The following is a 14,381-nucleotide window of genomic DNA, read 5'->3' as shown; positions in this document are numbered from 1 at the left end:
TGGCCTCAATTCCAAATATTCCAAGGGGTTTGCATCCAGATGCCAATCACCACCAACCACACCAAGGTGAGGGGGATGAAAACTTTCCATCCCAAACGCATCAATTGGTCGTAGCGGTAGCGTGGGAAAGTGGCGCGTACCCACAAAAACATGGTGACGACGCAGAAGGTTTTGATGGCCATCCATATCCAACCGGGCACCCAGGCCAACCAAGCAACATCAACCGGTGGCAACCAACCACCCAAAAACAGCACAACGGCAATGGTGGACACCAAAATCATGTTGGCGTATTCGCCCAAGAAGAACATGGCAAAGGACATGCCCGAGTACTCGATCATGTGACCGGCAACAATCTCGGACTCACCTTCGACCACGTCAAACGGATGGCGGTTGGTTTCAGCCAAACTGGCGATGAAGAAGATGATGAAAATGGGCAGCAAGGGCAACCAGTTCCATGACAAAAAGCCCCAACCTTGTTCGGCAAACATGCCTTTGTTTTGTCCCAAAACAATGTCCGACATGTTCAAACTGCCCGACACCATCAGCACCACGACCAAGCAAAAGCCCATCGCGATTTCGTAACTGACCATTTGTGCGGAGGCACGCAGTGCACCCAAGAAAGCGTATTTGGAATTCGAGGCCCACCCCGCAATGATGATGCCGTAGACCTCAAGCGAGGTGATCGCCATCAAAAACAACAAGCCCGCGTTGATATCGGCCAACACCACCTCGGGGCCAAAAGGCACCACAGCCCAAGCGGCCAGCACCGGCATCATGGTCATGACGGGGCCCAGGTAGAACAGGCCCGAACTGGCTTTGGTGGGCAGGATGATTTCTTTGGTCAGAATCTTCAGCGCATCAGCAATCGGTTGCAGCAAGCCGTAGGGGCCCACACGGTTGGGGCCGACACGAATTTGGGTAAAGCCAATCGCTTTGCGTTCCCACAAGGTCAGGTAAGCCACACACAAAAGCAAAGGCAGCACCACGCCGATGATTTTCACCAGCGTCCAGACCACCGGCCAGCCCATGTCCGTCCACCAAGTGCCTGCAAACAAGGAGGCGCCGGTATTGAACATCCAATCAACCATGCGCCACCTCTGCGTCAGCGGTGTGTTGCAAGGCCGGGGCTCGGCGCACCAAGCCATCGAGTTGATAGATGGACGCTGTGACGGGCGCTTGGGTGGCAGGTGTCAGGTCAATGGCTTGGTTGCAAGCGTTGGACAAACGCGCAGCCATGTCGGTGGGCAGCGCTTGCGCCCTCACCTCTTCAATGCTGTCAAAACCAAAGCCGGGCAGGTTCAACAAACTGCCCAACACACGCCAGACTTTCCATGCGGGTCGTGTCTCACCCAGGGGCCGCACCACGCCGTGGAAACTTTGCGCACGTCCTTCGGTGTTGACAAAGGTACCGGCGGTTTCGGTGAAAGGTGAAATGGGCAACAGCACATCGCTGATGTCCAAATTGGTTTTGAACGGCGACAGGGTGACCACCATGGCGGTGCGACCCAAATGCGCCATGGCCGCTTGGCCACCCGCGCAGTCTTGGGCAGGTTCGATATTCAACAAGAACAAAGCTTTCAAGGCATCGGCTTGCAACATGTGCGCCGTGTTCATGCCGCCTTGCACAGGCTGGGCTTTCACCAACTGGGCACCCACGGTGTTGGCGGCTTCACCCAGGTAACCCACGCTGGCACCGGTTTGTGCAGCCATCCAGTTGGCCAAACTCAGCAAGCTGCTGGCTTTGGCATGGTGGGCGGCTGCATTGCCCAACAAGAGGGCCTTGCGTTCACCACTCAGCAAGGACGTGGCAATGGCTTGTGCCGTGGCGTCATCTGCGTTGCCCGACACAGGGGCCACCACCGAGGTTTGTTTCGCAATGGCCGCAGCGATGTTGGCCAAGGCTTGCACCCATGTGGCGCTGGGCGACGTGAGGGTTTGGGTCACAGGCATGGCCCAGTCCATCACCTTGTCGTTCAAGGCATGCACTTGGGCACCACGCCGCGCTGCTTGGCGAATGCGTTGGGCGAGTAATGGATGGTCTTTGCGCAAGTTGCTGCCCACCACCAACACACGCTCTAGGGTGGACAAGGACGCCACTGAAGTGCCCAACCAACACACCTGACCATCGGTTGGGAATTCAGCAGCACGCAATCGGCTGTCGATGTTGTCGCTGCCCAAGCCGCGCATGAATTGCGTGGCCAAGTGCAGTTCTTCCAAGGTGCTGTGCGGACTGGCCAAACAACCCAGTGCTTGGGCACCATGGTCTTGTTTGATTTGTTTGACGCCGTTGGCCACGTATTCAAGCGCCGTGGTCCAGTCAACCGTGATCCACTGACCGTCTTGCTTGAGCATGGGTTGGGTCAGGCGGTCGGGGCCGTTCAAGGCTTCGTAGCTGAAGCGGTCGCGGTCGGCAATCCAACATTCATTCACCTCTTCATTGTCCAAGGGCACCACACGCATCACCTGGTTGTTCTTCACTTGGATGATGAGGTTGGCACCGGTCGCGTCATGCGGGCTGATGGACTTGCGTCGGCTCAGCTCCCAAGTGCGGGCTTGGTAACGGAAGGGTTTGCTGGTGAGTGCGCCCACAGGGCAGATATCAATCATGTTGCCCGAGAGTTCGGAGTCCACGGTGTGGCCAACAAAGGTTTCGATTTCAGAATGCTCGCCACGGTGCGACATGCCCAGCTCCATGCTGCCAGCAATCTCTTGGCCAAAGCGCACACAGCGGGTGCAATGGATGCAGCGGCTCATCTCTTCCATGCTGATGAGTGGCCCGACATCTTTGTGGAACACCACGCGTTTTTCTTCGTCGTAACGCGAGGCACCACCGCCGTAGCCTACCGCCAGGTCTTGCAATTGGCATTCACCACCTTGGTCACAGATGGGGCAATCCAGCGGATGGTTGATGAGCAGAAATTCCATCACCGACTTTTGCGCCTTGATGGCACGCTCGGATTTGGTGTGCACCACCATGCCTTGCGTCACCGGTGTGGCGCAAGCAGGCATGGGCTTGGGGGCTTTCTCCACGTCCACCAAGCACATGCGGCAGTTGGCGGCGATGCTCAGTTTCTTGTGATAACAAAAATGCGGAATGAAGGTGCCCGCTTGCTCGGCCGCCTGAATCACCACGCTACCCGGCGCAACCTCTACCTTCTTACCGTCAATCTCAATTTCTACCATGGTGTGCAGCCTGCTTAAACGTAGGACGAGACCATGCAGGTCTTGTGCGTGATGTGGTGTTCAAACTCGGGACGGAAATGCTTGAGCATGCCGCGTACCGGCATGGCTGCAGCGTCACCCAAAGCGCAAATGGTGCGCCCCATGATGTTCTCGGCCACGTTGTCCAGCAAGTCCATGTCGCTGGGACGGCCCTGCCCGGTTTCAATCCGGTCGACCATGCGCGACAACCAACCCGTGCCTTCACGGCAAGGGGTGCATTGGCCGCAAGATTCGTGCATGTAAAAGGCAGACAAACGTTGCAAGCTCTTGACCATGCAACGCGTGTCGTCCAAAACGATGACCGCACCGGAGCCCAACATGGAACCCGCTTTGGCAATCGCGTCGTAGTCCATGGTGATGTCCATCATGATGGACGCTGGCAACACGGGTGCTGAAGAGCCGCCAGGGATGACCGCTTTCAAAGCGCGGCCACCGCGCATGCCACCGGCCAACTCAAGGAGTTTGGCAAACGGTGTGCCCATGGGCACTTCATAGTTGCCAGGGCGCTCGACATCGCCACTGACCGAGAAAATTTTCGTGCCGCCGTTGTTGGGCTTGCCGCAAGCCAAGTAGGCGGCACCCCCATTGCGAATGATCCACGGCACGGCCGCAAAGGTTTCGGTGTTGTTGATCGTGGTGGGCTTGCCATACACGCCAAAGCTGGCGGGAAAGGGCGGCTTGAAGCGTGGCTGGCCTTTTTTACCTTCCAAGGATTCAAGCAAGGCGGTTTCTTCGCCGCAGATGTAAGCGCCAAACCCGTGAGTGGCATGAAGTTCAAAGCTGAAGTCGCTGCCCAAAATCTTGTCACCCAAATAGCCAGCGGCTCGGGCTTCTTCCAACGCCGCTTCAAAGCGTTCGTAGGTTTTGAAAATTTCGCCGTGGATGTAGTTGTAGCCCACGCTGATGCCCATGGCGTAGGCTGCAATGGCCATGCCTTCGATGACGATGTGCGGGTTGAACTCGAGGATGTCGCGGTCTTTGCAGGTGCCCGGTTCGCCTTCGTCCGAGTTGCAGACCAAATATTTTTGACCAAAAAACTGGCGTGGCATGAAGCTCCACTTCAAGCCGGTGGGAAAGCCCGCACCACCACGGCCACGCAAACCCGATTCTTTGACGATGGCAATCACCTCGTCTTGCGTGAGGGCCGCCGCACCATTCAAACCCAACACAGTGCGCAGCGCTTGGTAGCCACCTCGCGCAACATAGTCTTGCAGACTCCAGTTTTGGCCGTTCAAACCTGCATAAATTTGCGGGTTGATATGGCGGTCATGGAAACAGGATTCCAGGCCAGTGGCTTGGTATTTGTGGAGGAGTTGTTCAAGGTTCATGCTGGCCCCTTGCTGGCACGCAGTTCGTCAATCATCTGGTCGATTTTGTCGGTGCTCATGAAACTGCACATGTGGCGATCGTTCACCAAGAGCACCGGCGCATCGGCACAAGCGCCCATGCATTCGCCAGGTTGCACGGTGAACAGGCCATCCGCGGTGGTGCCGCCCACATCGACACCCAACTTTTTGCAAACGTATTGCAGGGTTTGATGACCGGCACGCAATTGGCAAGGCAGGTTGGTGCAGACATTGATTTTGAAGCGACCGACCGGCTTCACATTGAACATGTTGTAAAAAGTGAAGACCTCATGCACGCCCATGACGGGCATCTCGAGGTAATGCGCCAAGGCCTGCTCGTGGGCAGGCGACACATGGCCGTTTTCTTCTTGCAAGATGGACAAGCAGGCAATCACAGCAGACTGTTTTTGCTCGGCGGGGTACTTGGCCACTTCACGCGCAAAGCGTTGCAAGGTGGCGTCTGAGAATTCAACCGCTTCCATGGTTTGGCTGTGTGCTTGGTTCATCGATCAATTTCCCCGAACACGATGTCCATGGTGCCAATGATGGCCACGGTATCGGAAATCATGTGGCCCTTGGCCATTTCGTCCATGGCGGCCAAGTGTGCAAACCCAGGCGGGCGGATTTTCATGCGGTAGGGTTTGTTGGCACCATCAGACACCAGGTAAATACCAAACTCGCCCTTGGGATGCTCCACCGCGGCATAGGCCTCGCCTTCAGGCACATGGAAACCTTCGGTGAAGAGTTTGAAATGATGGATCAACTCTTCCATGCTGGTCTTCATGGCTTCGCGGTGCGGCGGCGCCACCTTGTGGTTGTCGGTGATGACCGGTCCGGGGTTGGCTCGCAACCAATCGACGCACTGTTTGATGAGGCGGTTGGATTGACGCAGTTCGGCCACCCGCACCAGGTAACGGTCGTAGCAATCGCCGGCGGTGCCCACAGGAATGTCAAAGTCCATTTGGTCGTAGACATCGTAGGGCTGCTGCTTGCGCAAGTCCCAGGCAATGCCCGAGCCGCGCAGCATGGGGCCGGTGAAGCCCATGTTTTTGGCACGTTCTGGCGACACCACACCAATGCCCACGGTGCGCTGTTTCCAAATCCGGTTGTCTGTGAGCAAGGTTTCGTACTCGTCCACGTACTTGGGGAAGCGTTTGGTGAAGTCGTCGATGAAGTCAAGCAAAGAACCCTGGCGGTTCTCGTTCAAACGCGCAATGGTGCGGGCGTTTTTGATTTTGCTGACCTGGTACTGCGGCATGGTGTCGGGCAGATCACGGTAGACGCCACCGGGTCGGAAGTAGGCGGCGTGCATGCGGGCACCAGACACAGCTTCGTACATGTCGTACAAGTCTTCGCGTTCACGGAAGCAATAAATGAGGATGTTCATCGCGCCGCAATCGAAACCATGCGCACCCAACCACATCAAGTGGTTCAACATGCGTGTGATTTCGGCATACATGACGCGGATGTATTGGGCGCGAATGGGAACGTCCAAGCCCATGAGTTTCTCGATGGCCAAGCAGTAGGCGTGCTCGTTGCACATCATGGACACATAGTCGAGGCGGTCCATGTAGGGCAAGGTTTGCAAATAGGTTTTGCTCTCGGCCAGTTTCTCGGTGGCCCGGTGCAACAAGCCAATGTGCGGGTCGGCGCGTTGCACCACCTCGCCATCCAACTCGAGCACCAAGCGCAAAACGCCGTGGGCTGCAGGATGTTGGGGGCCCAAATTCAGGGTGTAATTTTTAATATCGGCCATGGTGTTTCAGTGCAAGCCGCCGTAGTTGTCTTCGCGCACGATGCGCGGCGTGATTTCACGCGGCTCGATGGTGACCGGTTGGTAGATGACGCGTTTTTGCTCAGCGTCATAGCGCATTTCGACATGACCGCTGGTGGGGAAGTCTTTGCGAAAGGGATGACCAATGAAACCGTAATCGGTGAGGATGCGGCGCAAATCAGTGTGGTCTTCAAACAAGATGCCGAACAAATCGAAAGCTTCGCGCTCGAACCAATTGGCCGAATTCCAAATGGGCGTGATGCTGGCCACTTGCGGCATGTCTTCATGGGGTGCGAACACGCGCAGACGCAAACGCCGGTTGTGGGTGAGGGACAGCAAGTGGCTGACCACGGCAAAACGCGGGCTGTGGCTGTAGCGTGATTCAGCGCCGTCTTTGTAGCCGCTGTAGTCCATGCCGCACAAATCAAGGAGTTGCTCGAAGGCCAGATCGGGGTGGTCACGCAAGCTGTGCGCGACTTGCAAATAATCCTTGGCTGACACGGTGAGGGTGAGCTCGCCTAAAGCCAAATCGAGCTGTTGAATGCGCTCACCCAACACCGCTTTCAACGCGGTTTGCAAGGTGTCAATGGAAACGGTCAGGGTCATGGCTTCAACGGGCGATCGTGTTTTCGCGGCGGATTTTGTTTTGCAACTGCAAGATGCCGTAGAGCAAGGCCTCGGCTGTGGGTGGACAGCCCGGCACGTAAACATCCACCGGCACGATGCGGTCACAGCCGCGCACCACCGAATAGCTGTAGTGGTAGTAGCCGCCGCCGTTGGCGCATGAACCCATGGACAGCACCCAACGTGGCTCGGCCATTTGGTCGTAAACCTTGCGCAAGGCAGGCGCCATTTTGTTGCACAAGGTACCGGCCACGATCATCAAATCGGATTGACGTGGGCTGGGGCGAAACAACATGCCAAAACGGTCGATGTCGTAGCGGGACGCACCGGCATGCATCATTTCCACCGCGCAGCAGGCCAGACCGAAGGTCATGGGCCACAAGGAACCGGTTTTGGCCCAATTGACCACCGAGTCATAGGACGTGGTGATGAAGCCTTCTTTGAAAACGCCTTCAAGTGACATGGTTCATTCCCAATCGAGGGCGCCTTTTTTCCATTCGTAGACAAAGCCCACGACCAAAATGCCCAAAAAAATCATCATGGCGATGAAGCCGGTGAAACCAATTTCATTGAGCGACACCGCCCAAGGAAATAAAAACGCGATTTCGAGGTCAAAAAGAATGAACAAAATAGCGACCAGGTAGTAGCGCACGTCGAATTTGATGCGGGCGTCTTCGAAGGCTTCGAAGCCGCATTCATAGGGGGCGTTTTTTTCAGCGTCTGGTTTTTGAGGGCCCAACAAATAACCAATGAGCTGCGGCGCGACACCGACAGCCAAGCCAACCAGGATGAATAAAAGGACGGGCAGGTACTGCTCAAGGCTCATGTGATTCTCGTTTTGATGGTGCCGTCGGCGAGACTCGAACTCGCACAGCTTTCGCCACTACCCCCTCAAGATAGCGTGTCTACCAATTTCACCACGACGGCAGGTCTTGACCCCCCTTGGCACGTACTGTCGTCGCACCCCAGAGAGCCACTCATCTTAACCTTAAATCACGCCCATCCTGCTCTGAAGAATCGATTTTCCAGAGGAGAAATCAATTCCCAGGGATTTGATTGGCAGGGCTTGCAGGTGCCACGGGAGCTGGCACGGCAGGAGGGACTGCATTGCTGGCAGGCGCGGGAGTTGCTGGGCTTGCTGGAACGCTGTTAGCGGCTGGATTGACACCAGGGATACTGTCACTCACGGGCGGGGGAACAGCACTGGCGGGCACGGCTTCAAGGACGCTGCCTGAAGACTCGGGGCGCAAGTTGCCGAAGTACGCCAAGGCCAGCGTCGTGACGAAGAAGATGGCGGCCAGCACCGAGGTGGTGCGGGACAAAAAGTTGGCGCCCCCCGTGGCACCGAACAAACTGCCAGATGTTCCGCTGCCAAAGGCGGCGCCCATGTCGGCGCCCTTGCCGTGTTGAACCAAGATGAGGCCAATCATGCCCAAAGCTGTCAGGACTTGGACCAACAACAATAAATTCAGAAGCGTGCTCATGGGAACTCCGTGGATGTCAGTGCGAGGCCGCAGCAACAATGGTCAAAAAATCGGTGGCTTTGAGGGAGGCACCCCCAATCAGGCCACCATCAATATCGTTTTGCGCCAGCAAGCTGGCAGCGTTGGCAGCGTTCATGCTGCCACCGTACAACAAGGCAATGCGCTCGGGGTGGGCCGTGGCCGCAGCCAACTGGGCACGCAACAAGGCATGCACCGCTTGCGCTTGTTCGGGGGTGGCGGTTTGGCCTGTGCCAATGGCCCACACGGGCTCATAAGCCACCACGATTTCGCTGATGCAGTGCCCGTTGGTTTGAATGACCGCCGCCAATTGGCGCTTGACCACGGCTTGCGTTTGCCCTGCTTCGCGCTCGGCCAAGGTTTCCCCGACACACACAATGGGCGTGATGCCCGCGGCCAAGGCGCGTTGCGCTTTGGTGGCGACGTCGGCATCGGTTTCACCGTGGTATTGACGACGCTCAGAGTGACCGACGATGGCAAAACGCACACCAAACTCGCGCAACATGACAGCCGACACCTCGCCGGTGAAAGCACCTTGCTCGTGGGCAGAAACATCTTGAGCGCCCGTGAGCAAACCATGGGCAGCGGCTTGTTGGGCTTGCGCCAAATAAGGCGCAGGCACACACACCGCCACTTGGCAAGCAGCGCCTGCCAAACCCGCACTGACGGCGTGCAACAGGTCCTGATTGGCAGCCAGGCTGCCATTCATTTTCCAGTTGCCCACAATCAGTTTGCGCGTCATGGATTTAGTCTTGGTGTGGCGCTTGGTCGTGCTCTTGGTGCGACTGTGCAGGCGCTTCAGGACGGTCCAACAAGGCTTTCATGGACAGCTTGATGCGGCCTTTTTCGTCGGTTTCCAAAACCTTGACTCGCACGATCTGACCTTCGGCCAACACGTCGGTGACCTTGGCGATGCGCTCGTGGCTGATTTGGCTGATGTGCAACAAACCGTCTTTGCCAGGCAGCAGGTTGACCAGGGCACCGAAGTCCAAAATTTTGGTGATCGGGCCTTCGTAGACCTTGCCGATTTCCACTTCGGCGGTGATTTCAGAGATGCGGCGTTTGGCTTCTTCGGCCTTGGCCCCGTCGGTGGCGGCGATGGTGATCGTGCCGTCTTCTTCGATGTTGATTTGGCAACCGGTTTCTTCGGTCAGGGCACGGATGACCGAGCCGCCTTTGCCGATCACGTCACGGATTTTGTCCGGATTGATCTTCATGGTGTAGAGCTTGGGTGCGAAGCTGCTGATTTCGGTATTGGCTTCGCCCATGGCGTCTTGCATTTTGCCCAGGATGTGCATGCGGGCTTCTTTGGCTTGGGCCAAAGCGACTTGCATGATCTCTTGGGTGATGCCTTGGATTTTGATGTCCATTTGCAAAGCGGTGATGCCGTTGGTGGTACCGGCCACTTTGAAGTCCATGTCGCCCAAATGATCTTCGTCGCCCAAGATGTCTGTGAGCACCGCAAAACGGTTGCCGTCTTTGATGAGGCCCATGGCGATACCGGCCACGTGCGCTTTCATAGGCACACCAGCGTCCATCATGGACAAGCAGCCGCCACACACAGAAGCCATCGAGGATGAGCCGTTGGACTCGGTGATTTCAGACACCACACGCAAGGTGTAGGGGAACTCTTCTTTGGACGGCAAGCAAGCGGCCAAAGCGCGTTTGGCCAAGCGACCGTGGCCGACTTCGCGGCGTTTGGTGCTGCCCATGCGACCGACTTCGCCAGTGGCGAACGGAGGCATGTTGTAGTGGAACATGAAGCGGTCTTCGAACTCACCGGCCAAAGCGTCGATGCGTTGTGCGTCGCGCTCGGTGCCCAAGGTGGTGATGACCAAGGCTTGTGTTTCGCCGCGTGTGAACAAGGCGGAACCGTGGGTGCGGGGCAGCACGCCGTTGCGGATTTCAATGGGGCGCACGGTGCGGGTGTCGCGACCGTCGATGCGAGGCTCGCCAGCCAAAATTTGGCTGCGCACAATACGCGCTTCGATGTCAAACAACATGTTTTCCACTTTGACGCCGTCGAATTCGACGCCATCGGCTTTCAAGCCAGCCATGACGGCAGCGTAGGCTTCGCGGCACGCTTGGGTGCGGCTTTGTTTGTTGCGGATTTGGTAAGCCGCAGCCAATTTGTCGTCGGCCAGTGCAGCCACTTTGGCAATCAGGGGTTCGTCTTTGGCAGGTGCTGTCCAGTCCCACACAGGCTTGCCTGCGTCGCGCACCAGTTCGTGGATGGCGTTGATGGCCACACGGCTTTGCTCGTGGCCAAACACCACAGCACCCAGCATGATTTCTTCTGACAGTTGTTGGGCTTCAGACTCGACCATCAGCACAGCGGTTTCGGTGCCTGCCACCACCAAGTCCATGACGCTGTCTTTGCGCTGGGTTTGGCCGGGGTTCAACACGTATTCGCCGTTGATGTAGCCCACGCGGGCGGCGCCGATGGGGCCGTTGAATGGGATGCCAGAAATGGCCAAGGCTGCAGACGTGCCGATCATGGCGGCGATGTCGGCATCCACTTCAGGGTTCAAGGACACGGTGTGGATGACCACATGCACGTCGTTGTAGAAGCCTTCGGGGAACAAGGGGCGAATGGGGCGGTCGATCAGTCGGCTGGTCAGGGTTTCGAGTTCGCTGGGCTTGGCTTCGCGTTTGAAGAAGCTGCCAGGAATCTTGCCAGCGGCATAGGTTTTCTCGATGTAATCGACGGTCAAGGGGAAGAAGTCTTGGCCGGCTTTGGCGATTTTGGAGCCGACGACGGTGGCGAGCACCACGGTGTCATCGATGTTGACCAGCACAGCGCCGCTGGCTTGGCGGGCGATTTCGCCGGTTTCCAGGGTGACCGTGTGTTGGCCCCACTGAAATGTTTTGGTGATTTTGTTGAAGATAGACATGTTTGGTTCCTTGTGGAAATCGGGAAGTGCGGGCCACTTCACCAGAGCCCAAAGTCACTGTCAGTAAACGATGCCATTCCAGAAAAATGCAGCAGCTTTTTTTGGAATGACACAGCTTCGAACCGAGTCAGCAGCTTTGCGATGGCCCTGCCCCATGCATGAACGCCTGAGTGAATGAACAGACTCAGGCGTTGGGCATGGGTGCGGGGTGTTACTTGCGCAAACCCAATTTGGCGATCAGCGCGGTGTAGCGCTCGGCGTCTTTGGATTTGAGATAGTCGAGCAATTTGCGTCGACGGCTGACCATGCGCAACAAGCCACGGCGACCGTGGTGGTCTTTGGCGTGGGTTTTGAAGTGGGGGGTCAGTTCATTGATGCGAGCCGTCAGGATGGCGACTTGCACTTCGGGGCTGCCTGTATCGTTGGCCGAACGTGCATTGGCCTTGACGACGTCTGCTTTGTTTAAGGTTGTCATGATGTTTTCCAAAAAATTTGACATGCGCCAACAGCCGGAAATGCCAGATGGCGTGAACTTCAGGCCTACAAGCCCAAAGCCAAAAGATTATAGCTTGGCCAACCATCTCCGCAGCCGCTCGGCCCCAAGCGTCAAGCGGGACAGGTCTTTGGAGGCGAAACACCAGCGCAGCCAGCCTTGCGCCTCGGGCGCGAAGGCGCTGCCCGGGGCCAAGCCCAAACCGGCCTCGGCCACCAGCCGTTTGGCGGTTTGCAGGTCATCGGTGTGGCCGGGCAGGCGAAAAAACGTGTACATGCCGCCGTCTGGCGTGGTCAATTCCACCCCCGGCAACTGCTGCAACTCGCCCACCAAGGTGTCGCGGCAGGCCTTCAAATGCGCCACCACCCGGGGTGTCACCTCAGCGGCGCGTTGCAAAGCCACCACCCCGGCGCGTTGCACAAAGGTGCTGGCGCACGAGGTGTTGAACTCGATCAGCTTGCCCATGTGCGCGGTCATGGCCTCGGGCATGACCAACCAGCCCAAGCGCCAGCCGGTCATGAGGAAGCTTTTGGAAAAACTGTGGGCCACCACCAGCCGGTCGTCGGGCTGGCAGATGTCCAAAAAGCTGGGGGCGCAAGCGTTGCTGGTGGGCAGGTAATACAGGTTTTCATACACCTCGTCGGCCAAGATCCAAGTGCCGGTTTGGCGGCAATGCGCCAACAAAGTGCGTTGTTCCTCACGGCTCAAGGTCCATCCGGTAGGGTTGTTGGGTGAATTGAGCACCAAAAGCTTGGTGGCGGGGGTGATGCACTTCAGCAGCTGTTGCAGGGGCAAGGTCCAGCGGCCGTTCACGGCTTGCAGGGCCAGGGTTTGCAACTGCGCCCCCAAGATGAGCGGCTGCGCGGTCAGGTTGGGCCAAACCGGCGTCACCACCAGCACCTGGTCGCCGGGGTTGACCAAGGCTTGCATGGCCAGCATCAGACCGTTCACGCCGCCCGAAGTGACGGTAATGCGCTCGGGCGTCACCGCGCCGTGCCGCTGCGTCATGGTGTTGGCCAGGGCGGCGCGCAGTTCGGGCAAGCCCAGGTTGTGGGCGTAAAAGGTCTCGCCCTGCTGCAAAGAATCGATGGCCGCTTGCCGAATGAAATCGGGCGTCACCTCGTCGCTTTCGCCAAACCAAAAGGCCAGCACATCGGTGCGGCCCAAACCGGCATTGGCAACTTCACGGATCTTGGAAGCTTGTAATTTGGTGATGGTTTGGCGCATGCTGTTGTGGGGATGTGGACAGCCTCTTTTTCAAGAAACTGTGCTGGTCTTGTCGAGTTGGGTTTGCGCCAGCGGCCAGCGCGGCAGCACGTCAAAGGCATAGTTTTTGTCGGCGGTTTGCACGCCTGCGCCCAAGCGCATGGCAGCGGCCATGGCGATCATGGCGCCGTTATCGGTGCACAGCTCGGGCTCGGGGTAATGCACTTGTGCGCCCAGCTTTTGGCAAGCCTGTTGCAACTGAGATCGCAAGCTTTGGTTGGCGCCCACGCCACCGGCCACCACCAGTCGTTTCAAGCCAGTTTCCTTCAAGGCTTTCAAGGCTTTTTTCACCAGCACCTCGACGATGGCGGCTTGCGTGGAGGCGGCCAAATCGGCTTGGTGGGCGGGCAGGTCGTCACCCAGTTTTTGGCACTGGGTCAACACCGCGGTTTTCAAACCGGCGAAGGAAAAATCCAAATTCGGCTGGTGCAACAAGGGGCGCGGCAAGGCGAAGGCATCGGCGCGGCCAGTGGCGGCGAGCTTGGCCAAAGCGGGTCCGCCGGGGTAGCCCAATCCGAGCAATTTGGCAGATTTGTCAAAAGCCTCGCCAGCGGCGTCGTCAATCGTTTCGCCCAAAAGTTCATACTGGCCCACGGCATCGACCCGCATGAGCTGGGTGTGGCCGCCCGAAACCAGCAAGGCGATGAAGGGAAAAGTGGGCGGGTCCGCACTTAAAAAAGGCGACAGCAAATGGCCTTCCAAATGGTGGATGCCCATGACCGGTTTGCCCAGGCTGGCGGCCAAGGCGCAGGCCGTGCCCGCACCCACCAACAGGGCCCCGGCCAAACCCGGGCCGCGGGTGAAGGCCACGACATCGATGGCGCTCAAGGGTTGTTCGGCTTGCGCCATCACTTGGCGGATCAGCGGCAGCACGCGGCGCACATGGTCGCGGCTGGCCAACTCGGGCACCACGCCGCCATAGGCTTCGTGCATGGCGGCTTGGGTGTGCAGGGCTTGGGCGACCAGCTGTGGCAGGGCTTGACCGGCCTCGGCGCGAACCAAGGCCACGCCCGTCTCATCACATGAAGATTCAATGCCCAGCAACCACATCCGGACGAGTTTAGCGGGGTCCTATTTCTAATTGGGGTCAGATTCCAATTGTTTGGTAATTGGGGTAATTGGGGTCAGATTCCAATTACCCAATTACCGAGTGATACAAGAAAACGGCAAAATTTTGAATTTATGTATCATAAAAACGGTTGCAATTCGCGTCCCTGCTGACCACCCCCTCAAAACAATGCTTTTTGGGCATCCCCAAAA

General features: G+C 57.6%; 14 protein-coding genes and 1 tRNA gene. All 15 read right to left on the bottom strand.

Annotated elements, in window-relative coordinates; genetic code table 11:
• Positions 1 to 5: 5 nt before the first annotated feature.
• Positions 6 to 1,088 (bottom strand): NADH-quinone oxidoreductase subunit NuoH, encoded by a 1,083-nt coding sequence (gene nuoH, locus AC8GFP_RS02810; RefSeq protein ID WP_506610007.1) that lies wholly within the window; start codon positions 1,086 to 1,088, stop codon positions 6 to 8.
• The gene (gene nuoG / locus AC8GFP_RS02805; RefSeq protein ID WP_506610005.1) at positions 1,081 to 3,183 is read right to left on the bottom strand and encodes an NADH-quinone oxidoreductase subunit NuoG; all 2,103 of its coding nucleotides are present in this window, start codon (positions 3,181 to 3,183) and stop codon (positions 1,081 to 1,083) included. The genes nuoH and nuoG overlap by 8 nt, the downstream gene beginning before the upstream one ends.
• A 14-nt stretch (positions 3,184 to 3,197) precedes the next feature.
• Positions 3,198 to 4,550 carry an NADH-quinone oxidoreductase subunit NuoF gene (nuoF, locus tag AC8GFP_RS02800; protein WP_506610003.1) on the bottom strand — a complete coding sequence of 451 codons (1,353 nt, stop codon included), beginning with the start codon at positions 4,548 to 4,550 and terminating at the stop codon, positions 3,198 to 3,200.
• A complete protein-coding gene (gene nuoE, locus AC8GFP_RS02795; RefSeq protein ID WP_506610001.1) occupies positions 4,547 to 5,074 on the bottom strand; it encodes an NADH-quinone oxidoreductase subunit NuoE in 528 nt (175 codons plus the stop codon). Before nuoE ends, nuoF begins: the two co-directional genes overlap by 4 nt.
• Positions 5,071 to 6,324: an NADH-quinone oxidoreductase subunit D gene (locus tag AC8GFP_RS02790; RefSeq protein WP_506609999.1), complete on the bottom strand. Its 1,254-nt coding sequence runs from the start codon at positions 6,322 to 6,324 to the stop codon at positions 5,071 to 5,073. The genes nuoE and AC8GFP_RS02790 overlap by 4 nt, the downstream gene beginning before the upstream one ends.
• Positions 6,325 to 6,330: 6 nt before the next feature.
• Positions 6,331 to 6,942 carry an NADH-quinone oxidoreductase subunit C gene (locus AC8GFP_RS02785; protein ID WP_506610533.1) on the bottom strand — a complete coding sequence of 204 codons (612 nt, stop codon included), beginning with the start codon at positions 6,940 to 6,942 and terminating at the stop codon, positions 6,331 to 6,333.
• Between the two features lie 10 nt (positions 6,943 to 6,952).
• Positions 6,953 to 7,429, bottom strand: coding sequence for a NuoB/complex I 20 kDa subunit family protein (locus tag AC8GFP_RS02780; protein ID WP_506609998.1), 477 nt, complete (start codon positions 7,427 to 7,429; stop codon positions 6,953 to 6,955).
• Between the two features lie 3 nt (positions 7,430 to 7,432).
• Positions 7,433 to 7,792: an NADH-quinone oxidoreductase subunit A gene (locus tag AC8GFP_RS02775; protein WP_506609996.1), complete on the bottom strand. Its 360-nt coding sequence runs from the start codon at positions 7,790 to 7,792 to the stop codon at positions 7,433 to 7,435.
• A gap of 16 nt (positions 7,793 to 7,808) precedes the next feature.
• Positions 7,809 to 7,893, bottom strand: a tRNA-Leu gene (locus tag AC8GFP_RS02770).
• A 110-nt stretch (positions 7,894 to 8,003) separates the two neighbouring features.
• Entirely contained in the window at positions 8,004 to 8,450 is a 447-nt protein-coding gene (gene secG / locus AC8GFP_RS02765) for a preprotein translocase subunit SecG (RefSeq protein ID WP_506609994.1), read from the bottom strand.
• A gap of 16 nt (positions 8,451 to 8,466) precedes the next feature.
• Complete coding sequence (tpiA, locus tag AC8GFP_RS02760) at positions 8,467 to 9,210, bottom strand: triose-phosphate isomerase (RefSeq protein ID WP_506609992.1); 744 nt, start codon at positions 9,208 to 9,210, stop codon at positions 8,467 to 8,469.
• Positions 9,211 to 9,214: 4 nt separating this feature from the next.
• Positions 9,215 to 11,362, bottom strand: a complete 2,148-nt coding sequence (pnp, locus tag AC8GFP_RS02755; protein ID WP_506609991.1) for a polyribonucleotide nucleotidyltransferase — start codon at positions 11,360 to 11,362, stop codon at positions 9,215 to 9,217.
• 211 nt (positions 11,363 to 11,573) lie between these two features.
• Positions 11,574 to 11,837, bottom strand: coding sequence for a 30S ribosomal protein S15 (rpsO, locus tag AC8GFP_RS02750; RefSeq protein WP_506609990.1), 264 nt, complete (start codon positions 11,835 to 11,837; stop codon positions 11,574 to 11,576).
• Positions 11,838 to 11,924: 87 nt separating this feature from the next.
• Positions 11,925 to 13,082, bottom strand: a complete 1,158-nt coding sequence (locus tag AC8GFP_RS02745; protein WP_506609988.1) for a pyridoxal phosphate-dependent aminotransferase — start codon at positions 13,080 to 13,082, stop codon at positions 11,925 to 11,927.
• 30 nt (positions 13,083 to 13,112) lie between these two features.
• Positions 13,113 to 14,171, bottom strand: coding sequence for a tRNA (adenosine(37)-N6)-threonylcarbamoyltransferase complex transferase subunit TsaD (gene tsaD / locus AC8GFP_RS02740; protein WP_506609986.1), 1,059 nt, complete (start codon positions 14,169 to 14,171; stop codon positions 13,113 to 13,115).
• Between the last annotated feature and the right edge of the window lie 210 nt (positions 14,172 to 14,381).

The sequence above is a fragment of the Limnohabitans simekii (SeqCode) genome, assembly GCF_965234735.1.
GTDB lineage: Bacteria > Pseudomonadota > Gammaproteobacteria > Burkholderiales > Burkholderiaceae_C > Limnohabitans > Limnohabitans simekii.
This window is presented reverse-complemented; position numbering and strand designations above follow the sequence as displayed.

Bases quoted from the DNA above. Each gene is read 5' to 3' on its own strand.
- nuoH (WP_506610007.1), bottom strand. From the start codon at position 1,088: ATGGTTGATTGGATGTTCAATACCGGCGCCTCCTTGTTTGCAGGCACT.
- nuoG (WP_506610005.1), bottom strand. From the start codon at position 3,183: ATGGTAGAAATTGAGATTGACGGTAAGAAGGTAGAGGTTGCGCCGGGT.
- nuoF (WP_506610003.1), bottom strand. From the start codon at position 4,550: ATGAACCTTGAACAACTCCTCCACAAATACCAAGCCACTGGCCTGGAA.
- nuoE (WP_506610001.1), bottom strand. From the start codon at position 5,074: ATGAACCAAGCACACAGCCAAACCATGGAAGCGGTTGAATTCTCAGAC.
- AC8GFP_RS02790 (WP_506609999.1), bottom strand. From the start codon at position 6,324: ATGGCCGATATTAAAAATTACACCCTGAATTTGGGCCCCCAACATCCT.
- AC8GFP_RS02780 (WP_506609998.1), bottom strand. From the start codon at position 7,429: ATGTCACTTGAAGGCGTTTTCAAAGAAGGCTTCATCACCACGTCCTAT.
- AC8GFP_RS02775 (WP_506609996.1), bottom strand. From the start codon at position 7,792: ATGAGCCTTGAGCAGTACCTGCCCGTCCTTTTATTCATCCTGGTTGGC.
- secG (WP_506609994.1), bottom strand. From the start codon at position 8,450: ATGAGCACGCTTCTGAATTTATTGTTGTTGGTCCAAGTCCTGACAGCT.
- tpiA (WP_506609992.1), bottom strand. From the start codon at position 9,210: ATGACGCGCAAACTGATTGTGGGCAACTGGAAAATGAATGGCAGCCTG.
- pnp (WP_506609991.1), bottom strand. From the start codon at position 11,362: ATGTCTATCTTCAACAAAATCACCAAAACATTTCAGTGGGGCCAACAC.
- rpsO (WP_506609990.1), bottom strand. From the start codon at position 11,837: ATGACAACCTTAAACAAAGCAGACGTCGTCAAGGCCAATGCACGTTCG.
- AC8GFP_RS02745 (WP_506609988.1), bottom strand. From the start codon at position 13,082: ATGCGCCAAACCATCACCAAATTACAAGCTTCCAAGATCCGTGAAGTT.
- tsaD (WP_506609986.1), bottom strand. From the start codon at position 14,171: ATGTGGTTGCTGGGCATTGAATCTTCATGTGATGAGACGGGCGTGGCC.